A 16,657-nucleotide genomic window follows, 5' to 3' on the forward strand; every position below is an offset into this window, starting at 1 on the left:
ACTCCCGCCCCCTTCCGCAAGGAGAACCATGGACGGCCTGCGCCGGCACAAGAGCATGTTCCTGCTGCCGGGACTGCTCACACTCTTTCTGATCATCATATTTCCGCTTCTGTTCACCATCCGCGTCAGCTTCTCCGGCTGGAACGTCAGCAACCCTCGGATGAACTTCATCGGAGGGGCCAACTACGCCGCGATGCTGCACGACGGCCGCTTCTGGGCCTCTATCACCCGGCTGATCCTGCTGGCGGGCGGCACGGTCGTGATCCAGTACGTCATCGGGTTCGGCATGGCCCTGCTGGTCTGGCGCGAGGTACGCGGCCGCAGATTCTGGAGGGTGCTGTTCCTCGTTCCCATGATGACCACGCCCGTGGTGATGGCCGCCATCTGGCAGACGATCTTCCATGAGTCGCTGGGGCCGGTGAACGATCTACTGGGGACACTGGGCCTGAGCAGGATCCCCTGGCTGACCGAGTCCGGCCCGGCGCTGGCCGCCCTGATGATCGTCGAGGTCTGGCAGTGGACCCCGTTCATGTTCCTGCTGCTGCTGGCCGGCCTGCTGAGCCTGCCGAAGGAACCGTTCATGGCCGCCGCGATCGACGGCGCCGGCACCTGGCGCACCTTCTGGAAGGTGACCTTCCCGCTGATGGCGCCGGTGTCGGTCGCGGCAACCATCATCCGGCTGATCGAGGCGTCCAAGCTCTCCGACAGCGTCTATGTACTGACCTCCGGCGGGCCGGGCTCCTCGACGGAGACCCCGGGTTACTACCTCTACATCCAGGGGCTCCGCGATCAGCAGACCGGGTACAGCGGGGCGATGTCCCTGACGTACCTCGTCCTGATGATCGTCACCCTCACGGGCGTCGCCGCCCTGCTCACCAGGGCCTTCAAGCTGAAGGGGGACTCATGAGGTCGCACCTTTATCCCATATTCAAATACACCGTGATCGCCCTGTGGGCCTGCTTCGTCGCGGGACCCTTCTTCTGGGCGATGACGACCAGTTTCAAGAACGCCAACGCGGTCCAGGGCGGCCCCACCTACATCCCCTGGGTGCAGTACAAGCCCACCCTCACCGGCTGGCGCAACATCTTCGGTGGAGCCGGTGGTATCGATGTGATCCATCCCTTCGTCAACAGCGCTGTCATCACCATCGCCGCGTCCGCCATCAGCCTGGCCCTGGGGTCCCCGGCCGCCTACGCGCTGTCCCGTTACCGGTTCAAGCTGGGCTTCATCAAGAACAGCGACATCGTCTTCTTCTTCGTCTCCCAACGGATCATGCCGCCCGTCGTCCTGGTGATCCCCTTCTTCTACCTCCTGCAGTGGGGTGGCCTCCTGGACAGCACCCCAGGCCTGGTCATCGTGACGGTCGCGCTGCTGCTGCCGATCGCGGTCTGGGTGATGGTGGACTTCTTCAACGGCATCCCCCGGGAGATCGACGAGATGGCGATGCTCGACGGCTGCCCCCCGTTCCAGACGTTCGTACGGGCGATCCTGCCGAACTCCCTGCCCGGGCTGACCGTGGCGGCGATGTTCTGCGCCGTGTTCGGCTGGAACGACTTCTTCTTCGCCTTCCGGCTGACCTTCACCGAGGTCCAGACCCTGCCCCAGGCGGTCGTCGCCCTCAACTCCTCCATTCCACCGTGGTGGACGCTGTCCGCCGCCGCGCTCTTCGGCGTGGCACCACTGATCCTGCTCGCCCTCTGGGTGGAGCGCTATCTGTCCAAGGGGAACCTGTCGGGAGCGGTCCGATGAACCTCAGCGCCACTGATCTGTGCCTGACCGTCGACGGCGTCGACCACCTCAAGAACGTGACCGCCACCTTCCAACCGGGACGGCTCCACACCGTCATCGGCCGCACGATGGCCGGGAAGACGACACTGCTGCGGGTCCTGGCCGGCCTGCAAAAAGTGGACTCCGGCTCCCTGACCCGGTCGGGAGCGGACTTCCTGAAGACACCGGTGTGGCGGCGCGACACCGCCATGGTCTACCAACAGTTCATCAACTACCCGCATCTCAACGTGTTCCACAACGTGGCCTTCCCGTTGAAGCGGGCCGGGCTGTCACGGCACGAGATCCAGCGACGGGTCCGGCAGAGCCTCGCGCGTGTGGGGCTTGCGGAGTTCGAGAAGCGCAAGCCCTCACAGCTCTCCGGCGGTCAGCAGCAGCGCGTGGCGATGGCCCGCGCCCTGGCACGCGGTACCGGCATCCTCCTGCTCGACGAGCCGCTGGGGAACCTGGACTACAAGTTGCGCGAACAGTTGCGCGACGAGTTCAAGACCCTCTTCTCGGACCAGGGCGACACGATCGTCATCTACACGACCACCGAACCCGCCGAGGCGATGATGCTCGGGGACGTGGTGCTCGTCATGCACGAGGGGCGGATCCTCCAGACCGGCACCCCGCAGGAGGTCTTCGAACGCCCCGCGACCACCACGGTGGCGTCCATCATCAACGACCCGCCCATGAACATCTTCGCGGGCCGGCTCGAGGGCGGTCAGGTCACGGTGGCCGGCTTCCAGGCCACGCACGTCTCCGCGCACCTGGCCGACCTGCCCGACGGTGCCTACCAGTTCGGCCTGCGCGCCACCGACGTCAGCCTGGCTTCCAGCGGGGTCGAGGGCGAGGTCACCTTCGTCGAGATCTCCGGCTCCGAAACCTTCGTCCACGTGGTCGTCGGCGAAACCCCCTTCGTCGTACAGATCGAGGGCATCCACGACGTGGCCCTCGGCGACCTGGTCAAACTGCGGCTCCGCCCCGACCGGCTGTTCGCCTTCGACGATAACGGGGCGCTCGTGCGCACTCCTTCACACGCTCTCGCCTCAATGGAAGGCCGTTGACATGGCACAGTTGGACATCGTCGACGTCGGGCACGCGTACGCGCCGGGCGTCGAGGAGGAGCGGTGGGCTCTCAAGCCGCTGAAGCTGACCTTCGAGTCCGGCAAGACCTATGCGCTCGTCGGCCCCTCGGGCTGCGGCAAGACGACACTGCTGAACATCCTGTCCGGCCTGGTCACACCCTCCCGGGGACGGGTGCTCTTCGACGGTGCCGACGTCACCGCCCTGCCCACGAAGGCCCGCAACATCGCCCAGGTCTTCCAGTTCCCCGTCATCTACAAGTCGATGACCGTCTACGAGAACCTCGCCTTCCCGCTGCGGTGTCGGCGCTGGGACAGGGCGAGGATCGACGCCAAGGTCCAGCAGGTCGCCGAGGCCCTGGACCTCCACGACCGGCTGGGGCAACCCGCCCGCAGGCTCACCGCCGACGACAAGCAGCTGATCTCACTCGGCCGCGGCCTGGTCCGTGACGATGTGGCGGCCGTCCTGATGGACGAGCCGCTCACCGTCATCGACCCACAGCTGAAGCACTCACTGCGGCGCAAGATCCGAGAGATCACCGAGCAGTTCCGGCCAACGGTGATCTACGTGACGCACGACCAGTACGAGGCGATGAGCTTCGCGCAGGAAGTGCTCGTCATGAAGGACGGCCGCGCCGTGCAGCAAGGCACCCCGGAGCAGCTCTTCGAGGCACCCTCCTCCACCTACGTCGGCTACTTCATCGGCTCACCGGCGATGAACTACCTGACCGTGGACCGGAACGACGGGCCCTTCACGCTGGGCGGCCGGACGCTGTCCGTCGCCTGGGACATCCCCCACAGCGCGACCGAGGTCCACGTCGGCGTCCGACCCGAATACGTCAAGGTCGTCACGGACCCGGGCCCCAACACCTTCCCCGGCAGGCTGCGGGGCATCAGCGACCACGGCGCCCAGCGCGTGCTCGAGGTCGAGGTCGCCGGGCAACTCGTCAGAGCGAAGACGCCGCGGGAGGAGGGAGTACCGGCCGGGGAGGAGATCCTCGTGCACCTGCCGCGGGCCAAGGTCCTTCCGTACGCGGACGGTCAGTTGGTACTCCGATCGTAACGATCCGTCGGGCATGCCCGCGCCGCCTACCCACCCGGGGCGGCGGGCCGCCGATCAGGTGACCCGCCGCGACGGGCAGGGCGCCGCGGCCGTGCGGCGGAGTGCCGACGCGGGGTGTCGTGTGGTTCCCAACTCGGCGACGGCGAACGGAGGTCGTACGATCATGTCGCCATGAATCCTGGTGGCGCGGCCGGAAAGCAAGCGAAGCCCCGCCCGTCCGTGGATGCGGAGCCGCCCCGCCCGTACCGTACGCGGCTCCTGTCTCGATGCAGGTGGATGCCCTGCGCCGACCGGGGCGACCGCTTCCCCTCCGCCGCGCCACAAACGGCGCAGAAGACGCACAGACATCAACGAAGGAATCCCATGATCTTCATCACCGCCAAGTTCCGAGTCCGTCCCGAGCACGCCGACCGCTGGCCCGAGATCACCGCAGACTTCACCCGGGCCACGCGCGCCGAGCCCGGCTGCCTGTGGTTCGACTGGTCGCGCAGCGTGGCGGACCCGACGGAGTACGTCCTGGTCGAGGCCTTCCGCGACGACGAGGCCGGGGTCACGCATGTGCAGTCCGCCCACTTCAAGGCTGCGCAGCAGACGCTGCCGCCCCATCTGGTCGAGACGCCGCGCATCGTGAACGCGACCGTTCCGCAGGACGACTGGTCGCTCCTTGGGGAGATGGCGGTCCCCGGACAGGAATAGCTCCCTGTCTGGAGGCATCCTCACGAGGCGTCAGCGACCACTGCGCTCACAGCATGACCGGCTGCGACTCCCCGCTCCGTGCGCTGCGGTCGCGGCAGGGCGAGTGCGGTCATGCCGAGGGCAGGGCCGAGCAGATTGCCTGCGATGTCCTGGGCGTCGGCGGCGCACAGCAGAGTGACAGCCGACCGAGGACACGCGCCGTGCTGACGGCCGTGGGGCCGTCGTGGCGCCGTTCGGTGTCGAGGTCAGCCCTCGCCCACAAGGTCGAGGTCGTCACGAGACACCTCCGGGGTGATCTCCGGAACGGGCCACTTGTGGTCCGGTACGTACCCCACACCGCGCCACCACGGATCCGTGGGCAGCACTCCGGCAGGCTCGAACGGCCGGCCCGGGACGGGGAGGGCGGCCGCCTGTCCGACGGCGTCGGCGGCGGCCTTGGTCCACTCGCCGGGCTCGGCCCAGGCGTGCGGTGCCAGGTTGAAGGTGCCCCAGTGGATCGGCAGGAACACGCCGTGCGGCCGCCCGCCCTGGAGGTCGAGGTGGGCACGCATGCCCTCCTCGGGCGTCATGTGGATGTCGGGCCAGAACTCGGAATAGGCGCCGATCTGGATCATCGTGGCGTCGAACGGGCCGTGTTCGGCGCCGATGTCCTTGAAGCCGTCGAAGTATCCGGTGTCACCGCTGTGGTAGATCCGGTGCCGGTCGCCTGCCACGGACCACGACGCCCACAGTGTGTGCTGTGCGTTGCGCAGGCCGCGGCCGCAGAAGTGGCGGGCCGGGGTGGCGGTCAGAGTGATGCCGCCGACCTTCGTCGACTCGTGCCAGTCCAGCTCGCGCAGCCGGTCCGGGGACACACCCCAGTGCTCGAGGTGGGCGCCGACGCCGAGGGGTATCGCGAACACGGTGTCCGTGCCGGCCAGGGCCTTGATGGTGGGCAGGTCGAGGTGGTCGTAGTGGTCGTGGGAGATGACGACGACGTCCACCGGGCCGAGCGCGGCGAGCGGCAGGGGCACCGGGTGCAGCCGCCTGGGGCCGACGAAGTCGAGGGGTGAGCAGCGCTCGCCCCACACCGGGTCGAAGAGCACCCGGTGCCCGTCGATCTCGGCGAGCACACTGGAGTGCCCCATCCACGTCAGCCGCAACCCGCTCGCCGGGGGCTTGGCCAGATCGGCGTACGTCGTCGGGTGCACCGGAACCGTGCCGGTCGGGACGCGGCGGGCCCGGGAGTCCTTGCGGAGGAAAACCTTCGCCAGTTCCAGCGTGGAGTTCCCGGACGGGCGGATCCGGGTGCCTTCCGGGTTCACGAAGACACCGTCCGCGAAATGCGGTGATCTGTGGATGCGCGCCAGGCGCTCCCCGCTCGGATCCGCGCCGAAGGCGGCGGGCCGCAGCGCGCGGAGGCCGGAGCTCAGGGAACGGGAACCGGTCACGGGACCTCCAGTGGAGTGGGTGAGGCCCTCCATTATGAGCGGGCCCCTCCGACAGCGCCGGGTCGGCCGTGTCACAGCGCGATGTGCCCGGCGTTCAGCGCGATGTGCGGGCACGGATGTCACCGCCAGGTGCTCCGCGCCCGTACCCTCCCAACCCCGCGCCGCCCGTTCTTCTTCCGCGTTGCTGCCCGCGTGCGCCCCGGGCACCCCCCGGAGCGCCGCATTCGACTGAACGGCGGTTCAGTACAGTGTTGCGCATGACCATCGATCGGGACGCTCCCCTGATGACGCTCGCCTGGACCGACCACGTCACCGGCCGACGCGGGTACCTCGTCGTCGACCGGCTGGTCCGGGGGGTCGCGAGCGGCGGGCTGCGGATGCGGCCGGGCTGTTCCGCGGACGAGGTCGCCGGGCTGGCCCGTGGCATGACCATGAAGGAGGCGCTGCACTACGACCCCGACAGCCGGTACGTCCCGCTGGGCGGCGCCAAGGGCGGCATCGACTGCGATCCCCGGGCCCCGGAGGCATACGACGTCCTCGTGCGCTATCTGCGTGCCATGAAGCCGTACATCGAGACCGTGTGGACCACCGGCGAGGACCTCGGGCTCACCCAGGACCTGGTGGACCGGGCGGCCGCCGAGGCGGGGCTCGTGTCCCCGGTGCAGGCGGTGTACCCGCTGCTCGACGACGAGGCGGCGGCACGCCGCCGGCTCGCCGGCGCGTTCGCGGTCGAGGTGGACGGGATCGGTCTGGACGTTCTGGTCGGCGGGTGCGGAGTCGCCGAGTCCGTCCTGACCGCCCTGGACCGGGCCGGCGTGCCCTACCCGGGAACGCGCGTCGCCGTGCAGGGTTTCGGCACCATGGGCGGGGCCACGGCACGCTTCCTGGCGCGTGCGGGGCTCGCGGTCGTCGCCGTCGCCGACGTCAAGGGCACGATCGCCAACCCGGACGGGCTCGACGTCGAGGCGCTGCTCGCCGCGCGTGACACGTACGGGACGGTGGACCGTGCGGCGCTGCGCCCCGCCGACCGGGAACTGCCGGGCGACGCCTGGCTGTCGGCCGAGGCTGAGGTGCTGGTGCCGGCGGCGGTCTCGTACGCCGTCGACACGGTGAACCAGGAGCGGATCGGCGCCCGGTGGATCGCCGAGGCGGCCAATATGCCGGTGCTGCCCGAGGCGGAGGAGCTCCTCGCCGCACGCGGGGTGACCGTGTTGCCGGACGTGGTGGTCAACTCCGGGACGAACGCCTGGTGGTGGTGGACGCTGTTCGGCGACATAGCGGCGGACGCCGACGAGGCGTTCGCGTACACGCGGCGCGCGATGCGGGCCCTGGTCGGCCGGATGCTCGACCGCGCGGAAGCCGAGGGGACGAGTCCCCGGGCGGCCGCGCACGGGCTCGCGGCGGACCGGCTGCCGGTCATCGCGGAGCGGTTCGGGTGGTACCGGTGACATAGGGTGGCCGCGTGACGAGGGTGCGGTTGAGCGTGGCCCGGCGGCGCGAGGAGCTGCTCCGGGCCGCCGTCGGTCAGATCGAGGCGCGGGGCGTGGCGGCGGTGCGGATCGCCGACGTGGCCTCGGCCCTCGGGGTGAGCAACGCGCTGGTGCTGTACCACTTCTCGACCAAGGAGAAGCTGGTCGCCGAGGCCTTCGCGTACGCCGCCGAGGACGATCTCGCCCATCTGCGCAAGCTGCTCGGACGGCGGACGTCGGCACTGCGCCGGCTGCGGACGGCGGTGCGCTGGTACGCGCCGACCGGGCAGGCCAAGGGCTGGCGGCTGTGGATCGAGGGCTGGGCGGCGGCGCTGCGCGAGCCCGCGGTGCGGGAGGTCACACGGGACCTCGACCGTCAGTGGAAGGCCGCGATCACCGAGGTCGTGGCGGAGGGGGTCGCCGCGGGCGAGTTCCGCTGCCCCGACCCGGCGGGCACGGCGCTGCGACTGACCGCACTGCTCGACGGGCTGGCCGTGCAGATGACGGCGTACGAGGGCACGGTCTCCCGGGCGCGCGCCCTTGAGTGGGTGGACGAAGCGCTCGCTCGCGAACTGGGCGTGGCCCGCGCGGAGTTGACGACGACGAAGGGCTGACCCGCACTCGCCGCCGCGCATCGGGCCGGGCTCGGCATGTGCCCCCTGCGGAGGCCCGAGGCCGGGCCCGCGGCCCGGGCGTAGAGCCCGGGCCGCAACCGGTACGGCGATCCCGACCGCACCGCGGGCAAGCCGCATCGGACCGCTCGCGGCGTCGGATCAGACCGCCTGCGTGATCGGATCAGACCGCCTGCGTGATCCGCATCTTGATGTCGTCCGGCGACAGGGCCCCCTTCGCCACCACGCGATCCCCGGATGACTCACCGCGCAGCCTGCGCCCGATCCACGGGACCAGGTGCTCGCGCGCCCAGTGGATGTCGTCGCGCCGCACCTCGAACGTGCCGCGCGGCGGCAGGGGCGGCCAGGGCTGGTCCGGGTCGGCCGGCACCTCGAGGCCGAGCACCTGACCCGCCCGCAGGGCGACTCGGGTGTGCCCCTCGGGCGAGAGGTGGAGGCGGTCCTCGTCCCAGGCGCGCCGGTCCTGCACGGTCTTCAGGGACCACAGGTCGAGCACCGGGCAGCCGTACCGGTCGGCGATCGCCCGGACGTGCCCGTTGTACGTGGCGATCTTGCCGCGCAGATGCTTGAGCACGGGCACGCCGCGGGTGTCGAAACCGGTGGTGACCATGACGGTGCCGACGGCGGAGGTGAGGCCGGCGACGGCGCGCTCGAAGCGCTCTGCGACCTCGTCGGGGTCGGTTCCGGGCCGGATGATGTCGTTGCCGCCCGCACAGAAGGAGACCAGGTCCGGGGCCAGTTCAAGGGCCTTGGGGACCTGGTCCGCGATGATCTGGTCGAGCAGTTTGCCGCGTACGGCGAGGTTCGTGTACCGGAAGTCGCCCTCGGGACGCCGGTCGGCGAGGAGCACCGCGAACCGGTCGGCCCACCCGACGAACTGTCCGTCGGGGCCGGGGTCGCCGACGCCCTCGGTGAAGCTGTCCCCCACCGCCACGTACGACCCGATCAGTGATCTGTTGTCATTCTTCGAATCGTCTGCCACATCGGACCATGATTCACCTTCGGATGTGAGCTACGCGACCGTAGGAAGGGGTTGACGGGCGGTGAGATAGACCACTCGAGATATCCGTGCCGATTCGGAATAAGCCTGGGAGCAGGGGTGTTGGGGCGGCCGACATGAGGCCGACGCGAGCTCGCGGAAAGCTCAGACGCGGCGCAGCCGGATCACCGTCGCATCGAAATCGCCATGCAGTCCCGTGAGCAGACCGTGGTGCAACAGCACGGCACCCCGGTGGATTTCACCCGTTTCACGGCATTCATACGATGCCGTAGGGTCGAGGCCCCGGAGGCGCAGCGGTGCGACCGGCTCGCCGTAGTGCTGCGCCTGGAGCAGGGCGAGGACGACGGTCTCGTCACCGAGCACGTACTGGACCGCACTCAGGCCCCCCTCCGGAGGCCGGAGCCGGTAGAGGTCGCCGCGCTGCACGACGGGGCGGATCTCCTTGTAGAGGGCCACCCAGTCCCGGGCCTCGGCCAGCTCTTCCTCGGTCCACTCCGTCAGGTCGCCGCCGACGCCGAGCACCCCGGCCATGGCGCTCACGAAACGGAAGCGCAGGGAGCTGACCCGCCCGTTGAGCTGGGTGTTGGGACTGTCGGTGACCCAGGCGGCCATGACCCGGGCGGGATGGACCTGACTGAAGCCGTGCTGGATGGCGAGGCGGTCGAGCGGGTCGGTGTTGTCGGAGGTCCACACCTGGTCCGTACGGCTCATGACGCCCAGGTCGACGCGCCCGCCGCCGCCCGAGCAGGACTCGAAGGCGACCTGGGGGTGCGCCGCCCGCAGCCGGTCCAGCAGGCCGTAGAGCGCGTGCACATGGTCGACCCACAACCGCTGCGGGTACTCCTCGCCCGGCCAGCCCGCATCAGTGAAGCAGCGGTTGAAGTCCCATTTCACATAGTCGATCGGGGCGCTGGAGAGCAGCCCGTCCAGCTGCTCCCACAGATGTTCGCGCACGTCCTCGCGCGCCAGGTTGAGTACGAGCTGATTGCGGAACTCCGTTCGCTTCCGTCCCGGTTGGTACTGCACCCAGTCGGGGTGGGCGCGATACAGGTCGCTGTCCGCGTTGACCATCTCGGGCTCGACCCAGATGCCGAACCGCATTCCGAGGGCGTGCACATCGTCGGCGAGCGGCTTAAGCCCGCCCGGGAAGCGGTCGGGGTTGGGGATCCAGTCGCCGAGCCCGGCCCGGTCGCTGGTGCGGGCTCCGAACCAGCCGTCGTCGACCACGAACAGCTCGACGCCCATCGCCGCGGCCCGCCGCGCCAGCGCCCGCTGCTGCTCCTCGGAGATTCCGAAGCCGGTCGCCTCCCAGGAGTTGTAGAGCACGGGCCGGTCCCGGTCGGCGTCCGGGATGACATAGGCCCGCTGGTAGGCGTGCCAGGCGCGGCTCGCGCCGCCGAATCCTCCCTCGCTCCACAGCCCGGCGAAGACGGGGGTGGTGTACGTCTCTCCCGCGGCCAGCTGCAGCAGGCCCGAGTCGTCGTATCCGGCCCCGCCGGTGATCTGCACCCGGGCGTCGGGGAGCTGGGCGACGGCGATCCGCCAGCTGCCCGACCAGGCCAGTGCGCAGCCGTAGACCTCGCCGCGTTCCTCGGTGGCGTCCGTGTCGAGCGCGACCCAGGGAAGGTGCTGGTGCCCTGTGTGGCCGCGACGGCTGCCGATCACCTTCTCGCCGTAGGTGAGGCCGGACCGGGTGAGCCGGGACTCGGCCGCCCAGCGGCCGTGCAGCTGCGACAGCCGCCAGCCCTCCCGCTCGGGCAGGGTCCAGGCGGCCGAGTCGGCGCGCAGGAGTTCCACCGGGGCGGGGCCGTCGTTGGCGAGGGTCACCCAGCGCTCGACGACATCGCCGCGTATCCGGTAGTGAAGGGTGATCAGGAGTCCGGTGTCGTCGAAGCGCAGCCGCAGCTCCTCGCCGTCCGCCTCGTACGCCTCGAAGGCCCACTCGGTGCCGCGGCGCTCTTCGGTGCGGACGGAGAGTGCGGGCCGTACGAATCGGGGGCCGCCCTCGACCGGGTACTCCTCGCGGCCGTCCAGCGGGGACTCGAAGGGCCGGTACGGGGGTGCGGGCAGTGCGGCGAGGGCCTCGGCGTCGGCGAGGGCGATGCGTGGGCCCCAGTGCAGATGCAGCAGCTCGCCGGCCTCGGTGAGGCGCAACGCATAGCTGCTCGCGGGCCCCGACAGCAGCCAGGTACGACCGTCAGCACCGATCTCCAACATGCGACCCCCACAGATTCGAACAGGTGCGATCAGGTCTCAACATCATCGACCCTGAGGGGCCTGATGGGCAACGGCTTCGGTGCGGTTCCGGCCCGGCACTCCGTCCGGCCTCCTGTGCCAGACCTGCCTGATGATTGCCTGATGAACCGATGTCGTATCGTCGATGCGCTGGCCCGTCGACGAACAGCGGCGACGGACGGATGGGAGGAGCCCCCGTGACACAGCAGGTCCCCTCTACCGAGCCCGAACTGACCGGAGTGCGCAACTTCCGTGACGTGGGGGGCCTGCCGACCGTGGACGGGCGGCGTGTACGGCAGGGAGTGCTCTTCCGCAGCGGCCACCTCGCGCACGCGACGGAGGAGGACGCGGCGTTCCTCGCCTCCCTCGGCCTGCACACCGTCTTCGACTTCCGCAACGCTGCCGACAAGAAGCTGGAAGGGCCGGACGTCGAGCTGCCGGGTGTACGGAACGTCAGCCTTCCGCTGACGGACCCGGCGGACGGGGCCGAGTTCTGGAAGATGGTCCGCGACGGCGACCTGGAGCAGCTGCGCCGGCTGCTCTCCGGCGGCAGGGCGGCGAACCGCATGATCGCCTCGTATCGCACGATCATCCGGCAGCGCACGGCCGAGCACTCCCGGGTGCTGCACGCGCTGGCCGAGGACAGCGTGCCGGCGCTGATGCACTGTGCCGCGGGCAAGGACCGCGCGGGACTGTCGATCGCGGTGACGCTCCTCGCCCTCGGGGTCGAGCGGGAGGCGATCGTCGCGGACTACCTGGAGTCCAACGCCAAGCACCGCCGGTACAAGGTGTACCGCAACGGCTCCTCGCCCGACACGTACTCTCCCGAGGTGATGGAGCTGCTCAGCCCCCTGTTCGACGCGCGGGTCGAGTACCTGACGGCGGCTATCGAGACCGTCGAGGAGACCTGGGGCGGCGTGGACGCCTATCTGGAGCAGGGGCTCGGCGTGACGGAGCAGGTGCGGGAGCGGCTGCGCGGGCGGCTGCTGGACTGAGCCGCCCGGCCACCGGACCGGACCGCGCCCGGCCGAGTCCTACTTCGCACCCACCTGGAACAGCAGGTAGATGAAGGCGGCGAAGACATGGCCGACCGCGATGTAGATGATCAGCCGCACCCACAGGGCGCGGGGGAACTTCTCTTCCATGTCACTCATGGTGTTTCTCCGGGGTGGGGGCCGAGACAGAGCGCCGTGATCGGGCTCTGCAGCAGGGTGTGGACGAAGAGCAGCTCGGCGCCGCCGTGATCGGCGGCCGCCAGGCGGTGCGGGGTCAGCGAGTCGAAGTGGGCACTGTCCCCCGGCATGAGGACGTGCGCGGTGTCACCGAGGCGCAGGTGCAGGCGTCCCTTGAGGACGTACAGCCACTCCTCGCCCGGGTGGACGCGCACGATGTCGCCCTGGGTCCCGTACGGGACGTGGACGCGGAGGGCCTGCATCCCGCGTCCGGGCGCACCGGCCTGCCAGTACGTCCAGCCGCCCGCCCGGGTCGGTTCCATGGCGGGGGCTCGTAGGACGGCGTCCCGGTCGGCGACGGTCTCGCCGAGCAGGTCGGAGACCGTCGTACCGTAGATACGGGCCAGTGCGAGCAGCATCGGCAGCGAGGGCTGGCGCTGCCCGGTCTCCAGCCGGGACAGGTGCGCGGGCGAGAGCCCGGCGGCGCGGGCCGCGGCCTCCAGGGTGAGCGAGGAGCGGCGGCGCAGCGCACGCAGCTGCGGCGCGACGACCGGCAGGTCCTCGCCCGGCCCGGGGCCGGTCTCGGGAGTGCTCATGCACTCCATTCAGCCGGAGCTTTGCCTCAGCGGCAAATTTCTTGCCTCTGAGGCAAACACCCCCGAGCCCTCCCCGGCCGCTCAGCGGTTCGCCACGGCCTGCCTGATCAGTGTCTTTCCGAAGTCCCACATCAGCCCGCCGCCGTGCGCGTCGTCCATCACAGCGGTGAACGCGTCCACGAACCGGTCGACGTCCTGCTCGCCGACGATCAGCGGCGGGATCAGCTTGATCACCTCCAGGTGGTCGCCGGAGACCTGGGTGAGGATGCGGTGGCGTTGCAGCAGCGGGACGACGACCATCTGCGCGAAGAGGCCCTTGCGGGCGGCCTGGAGCATGGTCCACCGCCCACGCAGCCGGAGCGAGCTGGGCCGGCCGAACTCGATGCCGATCATCAGGCCCCGGCCGCGTACGTCGCTGAGCAGCTCGTACTTGTCCACGAGCGCCGTGAGCCGGGACTTCAGCTGCTCGCCGACGGCCCGTGCGTTGGCGACGATCTGCTCGTTCTCCATGACGGAGAGGACGGCGAGCCCGGCCGCCATCGCCTGGGCGTTGGATCCGAAGCTCGCCGAGTGCACGAGCACCCGGTCCATGGACGAATAGACCTTCCTGAAGATCCACTCCTTGCCGAGCGTGGCGCCGACCGGTACGTAGCCGCCCGAGAGCGCCTTCGCCACGCACACCAGGTCCGGTTGGACGCCGTCCTCGTGCTGGTAGGCGTAGAAGTCCCCGGTCCGGCCGAGACCGGTCTGCACCTCGTCGGCGATCAGCAGCGCCTTGTGCCGGTGGAGCAGCTCCTGGGCGCCGCGCAGATAGCCGGGCGGGGCCTCGTGGACGCCCTTGCCCTGGATCGGCTCGACGATGAGGGCCGCCACGTCCCCCCTGGCCAGTTCCCGGGCCAGGGCGTCGAGGTCGCCGAGCGGGACGGCCGTGTCGGGCAGCAGGGGTGCGAAGCCGTCGCGGAAACCGGATTCGCCGTTGACCGACAGGGACCCGGTGGTCAGCCCGTGGAAGGCGTGGGTGCAGTACAGGATCCGGGGCCTGCCGGTGGCGTACCGGGCGAACTTCAGCGCGGTCTCCACCGCCTCCGTCCCGCTGTTGCCGAAGAACACCCGGTCCAGATGGGGGCTGTGCGTCAGCAGCTTCTCCGCCAGCAGCCCCGGAAGGGGCTGGCAGTCGAAGCGGGTGAGGTCGGCGAGCTGCGAGTCCAGCACGTCGTGCAGGGCCTTGCGCACCACCGGGTGGTGGCGCCCCAGGCCCATCACCCCGAAGCCGGCGAGCATGTCCAGGTAGTCGTTGCCATCCGCGTCCCAGAAGTGGGCGCCCTCGGCCCGCTCGTAGACCTTGTCGAAGCCGATGGTGTGGAGCATGCGCGGGAGCTGGTGGTTGAGGTACCTGGCGTGCAGGTCGTAGCGCTCGGCCCCGCGCTCGGCCAGGAGCGCGCCGAGGTCGAACTCCCCGTTGCCGGAAGGGGTGGTCATTGCTGTTTCTCCTTGGACAGCTCATCCTTGACGGCCAGGCAGGCACTGATCCGTCCCGCGATCTCGACCGGGGTGAGGCCGATGTCGGCGAGCACCTCTCCGCGCTTGGCGTGCGCGAGGAACTGCTCCGGGATCCCGAACCGGCGTACGGGTACGTCGACGTCGGCGTCGCCGAGCGCCAGCGCGACCGCGGATCCGACGCCGGCGGAGCGGCTGTTGTCCTCGACGACCGCGACCAGGCGGTGGCCGGCCGCCAGCCCCGGCAGGGACGGGTCGACGGGCTTGACCCAGCGCGGGTCGACCACCGTGCAGCCGATGCCGCGCGCCTCGAGCAGTTCGGCGGCCTGAAGGCAGACGGGCGCCATGACACCGACGGCGACCAGCAGCACCTCGGGCAGCTCGGCACGGTGCAGCACGTCCAGGCCGCCCACCCGGTCCACCGCCGGGATCGTCGGGCCCACCGACTCCTTCGGGAAGCGGATCAGGGTCGGCGCGTCGTCGACCGCGACCGCCTCCCGCAGCTGCGCCCGCAGCTGGTCGGCGTCGCGTGGTGCGGCGATCCTGAGGCCCGGCACGACCTGAAGGATCGACATGTCCCACATGCCGTTGTGCGAGGGGCCGTCGACGCCCGTGACCCCGGCCCGGTCGAGCACGAAGGTGACGCCGCAGCGGTGCAGGGCGACGTCCATGAGCAGCTGGTCGAAGGCGCGGTTGAGGAAGGTCGCGTAGACGGCGACGACGGGGTGCAGTCCGCCGGTCGCGAGCCCGGCCGCGGACACCGCCGCGTGCTGTTCCGCTATGCCGACGTCCCACACCCGGTCGGGGAACCGCTCCGCGAACTCGGCCAGGCCGACCGGGTGCAGCATGGCCGCCGTGATGGCCACGACGTCCTCGCGCTCCTCGCCGATCCGGGCGATCTCGTCACCGAAGACCGACGTCCACGAGGGGCCGCCGGACGGCTTCAGGGGCGCGCAGGTCAGCGGGTCCATCACGCCGACGCTGTGGAAGTGGTCCTCCTCGTGGGCGAGCGCGGGCTCGTAGCCGCGGCCCTTCTCGGTCAGGCAGTGGATCAGCACCGGTCCGTGAAACCGTTTCGCGCGGCGCAGCGCCGACTCGACGGCCCGGATGTCGTGTCCGTCGATGGGCCCCACGTACTTCAGGCCCAGGTCCTCGAAGAGCCCCTGGGGGGCGAAGGCGTCCTTGAAGCCCTTCTTCGCGCCGTGCAGGGCCTCGTAGACGGTGTTGCCGACCACGGGGGTGCGTTGCAGCACGTCCTTGCCCCAGGCCAGCACCTTCTCGTACCCGTCGGTCGTCCGCAGGGTGGCGAGGTGATTGGCGAGGCCGCCGATGGTGGGCGCGTACGAGCGCTCGTTGTCGTTGACCACGATGATCAGCGGGCGGTCCTTGGCGGCGGCGATGTTGTTGAGCGCCTCCCACGCCATGCCGCCGGTGAGCGCGCCGTCTCCGATGACCGCGACCACATGGCCCTTCTCCCCCTGTACCTGCCGTGCCTTGGCGAGCCCGTCGGCCCAGCCGAGCGCGGTGGAGGCATGGCTGTTCTCGATGACGTCGTGCTCGGACTCCTCGCGCGACGGGTAGCCGGACAGCCCGCCCTTGCCGCGCAGTTTGGAAAAGTCCTGACGTCCTGTCAGGAGCTTGTGGACATAGCTCTGATGACCGGTATCCCACAGGATGCGGTCGACCGGTGACTCGAAGGCCCGGTGGAGCGCGATGGAGAGTTCCACCACCCCCAGATTGGGCCCCAGGTGACCACCCGTCCTGGCGACCGCGTGGATCAGGAACTCCCTGATCTCCTCGGCCAGTCGACTCAGTTCCGCCTCGGACAGTGCCTTCAGGTCACGTGGTCCCCGGATGCTCTCCAGAATCGTCACGCTCGGGCCCCCTCTCACGTCCGTGCTGTTCAGCTCACGGTGACTGCCGGTTCTCCGGCTCCGGCGCCGTCCTTCTCCATCTGCTCGGCGAGCTTCATGGCCTCCTCGATCAGGGTCTCCACGATCTTCGACTCCGGCACC

General features: G+C 70.0%; 15 protein-coding genes. 8 read left to right on the top strand and 7 right to left on the bottom strand.

Going from position 1 to position 16,657, the window contains the following annotated elements:
- Positions 1-28: 28 nt before the first annotated feature.
- From LZ604_RS31670 to LZ604_RS31690, 5 genes are all read left to right on the top strand, one after another.
- Positions 29-907, top strand: coding sequence for a carbohydrate ABC transporter permease (locus LZ604_RS31670; protein ID WP_234519384.1), 879 nt, complete (start codon positions 29-31; stop codon positions 905-907).
- Positions 904-1,749: a carbohydrate ABC transporter permease gene (locus LZ604_RS31675; RefSeq protein ID WP_234519385.1), complete on the top strand. Its 846-nt coding sequence runs from the start codon at positions 904-906 to the stop codon at positions 1,747-1,749. The genes LZ604_RS31670 and LZ604_RS31675 overlap by 4 nt, the downstream gene beginning before the upstream one ends.
- On the top strand, positions 1,746-2,834 hold the full coding sequence (locus LZ604_RS31680; RefSeq protein ID WP_234519386.1) for an ABC transporter ATP-binding protein: 1,089 nt from the start codon (positions 1,746-1,748) through the stop codon (positions 2,832-2,834). Before LZ604_RS31675 ends, LZ604_RS31680 begins: the two co-directional genes overlap by 4 nt.
- 1 nt (position 2,835) lies before the next feature.
- The gene (locus tag LZ604_RS31685; protein ID WP_234519387.1) at positions 2,836-3,915 is read left to right on the top strand and encodes an ABC transporter ATP-binding protein; all 1,080 of its coding nucleotides are present in this window, start codon (positions 2,836-2,838) and stop codon (positions 3,913-3,915) included.
- Between the two features lie 363 nt (positions 3,916-4,278).
- Complete coding sequence (locus tag LZ604_RS31690; RefSeq protein WP_234519388.1) at positions 4,279-4,611, top strand: putative quinol monooxygenase; 333 nt, start codon at positions 4,279-4,281, stop codon at positions 4,609-4,611.
- A gap of 245 nt (positions 4,612-4,856) precedes the next feature.
- Here the strand turns inward: LZ604_RS31690 and LZ604_RS31695 are convergent, their stop codons facing one another.
- Complete coding sequence (locus LZ604_RS31695) at positions 4,857-6,041, bottom strand: MBL fold metallo-hydrolase (protein ID WP_234519389.1); 1,185 nt, start codon at positions 6,039-6,041, stop codon at positions 4,857-4,859.
- A gap of 257 nt (positions 6,042-6,298) precedes the next feature.
- On the opposite strand from LZ604_RS31695, the gene LZ604_RS31700 reads away from it, so the two are divergent.
- The gene (locus LZ604_RS31700) at positions 6,299-7,489 is read left to right on the top strand and encodes a Glu/Leu/Phe/Val dehydrogenase dimerization domain-containing protein (protein ID WP_234519391.1); all 1,191 of its coding nucleotides are present in this window, start codon (positions 6,299-6,301) and stop codon (positions 7,487-7,489) included.
- Positions 7,490-7,503: 14 nt separating this feature from the next.
- Positions 7,504-8,124, top strand: coding sequence for a TetR/AcrR family transcriptional regulator (locus tag LZ604_RS31705; RefSeq protein WP_308283700.1), 621 nt, complete (start codon positions 7,504-7,506; stop codon positions 8,122-8,124).
- Positions 8,125-8,305: 181 nt separating this feature from the next.
- On the opposite strand, the gene LZ604_RS31710 is transcribed toward LZ604_RS31705, so the two are convergent.
- Positions 8,306-9,091 (bottom strand): SGNH/GDSL hydrolase family protein, encoded by a 786-nt coding sequence (locus LZ604_RS31710; protein ID WP_234519403.1) that lies wholly within the window; start codon positions 9,089-9,091, stop codon positions 8,306-8,308.
- Between the two features lie 195 nt (positions 9,092-9,286).
- On the bottom strand, positions 9,287-11,359 hold the full coding sequence (locus tag LZ604_RS31715; RefSeq protein WP_234519394.1) for an alpha-galactosidase: 2,073 nt from the start codon (positions 11,357-11,359) through the stop codon (positions 9,287-9,289).
- Between the two features lie 215 nt (positions 11,360-11,574).
- Here LZ604_RS31715 and LZ604_RS31720 point away from each other — a divergent pair, with 215 nt between their 5' ends.
- The gene (locus LZ604_RS31720) at positions 11,575-12,372 is read left to right on the top strand and encodes a tyrosine-protein phosphatase (RefSeq protein WP_234519395.1); all 798 of its coding nucleotides are present in this window, start codon (positions 11,575-11,577) and stop codon (positions 12,370-12,372) included.
- Between the two features lie 39 nt (positions 12,373-12,411).
- Here LZ604_RS31720 and LZ604_RS31725 read toward each other — a convergent pair whose 3' ends face one another.
- The 4 genes from LZ604_RS31725 to dxs form a co-directional block, all read right to left on the bottom strand.
- The gene (locus tag LZ604_RS31725; RefSeq protein ID WP_234519396.1) at positions 12,412-12,531 is read right to left on the bottom strand and encodes a DUF6126 family protein; all 120 of its coding nucleotides are present in this window, start codon (positions 12,529-12,531) and stop codon (positions 12,412-12,414) included.
- Complete coding sequence (locus LZ604_RS31730) at positions 12,528-13,145, bottom strand: helix-turn-helix domain-containing protein (RefSeq protein ID WP_234519397.1); 618 nt, start codon at positions 13,143-13,145, stop codon at positions 12,528-12,530. The genes LZ604_RS31725 and LZ604_RS31730 overlap by 4 nt, the downstream gene beginning before the upstream one ends.
- Before the next feature lie 81 nt (positions 13,146-13,226).
- Positions 13,227-14,624, bottom strand: a complete 1,398-nt coding sequence (locus LZ604_RS31735; RefSeq protein WP_234519398.1) for an aspartate aminotransferase family protein — start codon at positions 14,622-14,624, stop codon at positions 13,227-13,229.
- A complete protein-coding gene (dxs, locus tag LZ604_RS31740) occupies positions 14,621-16,516 on the bottom strand; it encodes a 1-deoxy-D-xylulose-5-phosphate synthase (RefSeq protein ID WP_234519399.1) in 1,896 nt (631 codons plus the stop codon). Before dxs ends, LZ604_RS31735 begins: the two co-directional genes overlap by 4 nt.
- Positions 16,517-16,657: the final 141 nt, after the last annotated feature.

The organism is Streptomyces glomeratus (genome assembly GCF_021462825.1).
Lineage (GTDB): Bacteria > Actinomycetota > Actinomycetes > Streptomycetales > Streptomycetaceae > Streptomyces > Streptomyces glomeratus.

What these genes read in the sequence shown, in the direction of transcription:
- LZ604_RS31715 (WP_234519394.1), bottom strand. Translation starts at nt 11,359, where the DNA reads ATGTTGGAGATCGGTGCTGACGGTCGTACCTGGCTGCTGTCGGGGCCC.
- LZ604_RS31670 (WP_234519384.1), top strand. Translation starts at nt 29, where the DNA reads ATGGACGGCCTGCGCCGGCACAAGAGCATGTTCCTGCTGCCGGGACTG.
- LZ604_RS31735 (WP_234519398.1), bottom strand. Translation starts at nt 14,624, where the DNA reads ATGACCACCCCTTCCGGCAACGGGGAGTTCGACCTCGGCGCGCTCCTG.
- LZ604_RS31690 (WP_234519388.1), top strand. Translation starts at nt 4,279, where the DNA reads ATGATCTTCATCACCGCCAAGTTCCGAGTCCGTCCCGAGCACGCCGAC.
- LZ604_RS31675 (WP_234519385.1), top strand. Translation starts at nt 904, where the DNA reads ATGAGGTCGCACCTTTATCCCATATTCAAATACACCGTGATCGCCCTG.
- LZ604_RS31725 (WP_234519396.1), bottom strand. Translation starts at nt 12,531, where the DNA reads ATGAGTGACATGGAAGAGAAGTTCCCCCGCGCCCTGTGGGTGCGGCTG.
- LZ604_RS31680 (WP_234519386.1), top strand. Translation starts at nt 1,746, where the DNA reads ATGAACCTCAGCGCCACTGATCTGTGCCTGACCGTCGACGGCGTCGAC.
- LZ604_RS31700 (WP_234519391.1), top strand. Translation starts at nt 6,299, where the DNA reads ATGACCATCGATCGGGACGCTCCCCTGATGACGCTCGCCTGGACCGAC.
- LZ604_RS31685 (WP_234519387.1), top strand. Translation starts at nt 2,836, where the DNA reads ATGGCACAGTTGGACATCGTCGACGTCGGGCACGCGTACGCGCCGGGC.
- LZ604_RS31730 (WP_234519397.1), bottom strand. Translation starts at nt 13,145, where the DNA reads ATGAGCACTCCCGAGACCGGCCCCGGGCCGGGCGAGGACCTGCCGGTC.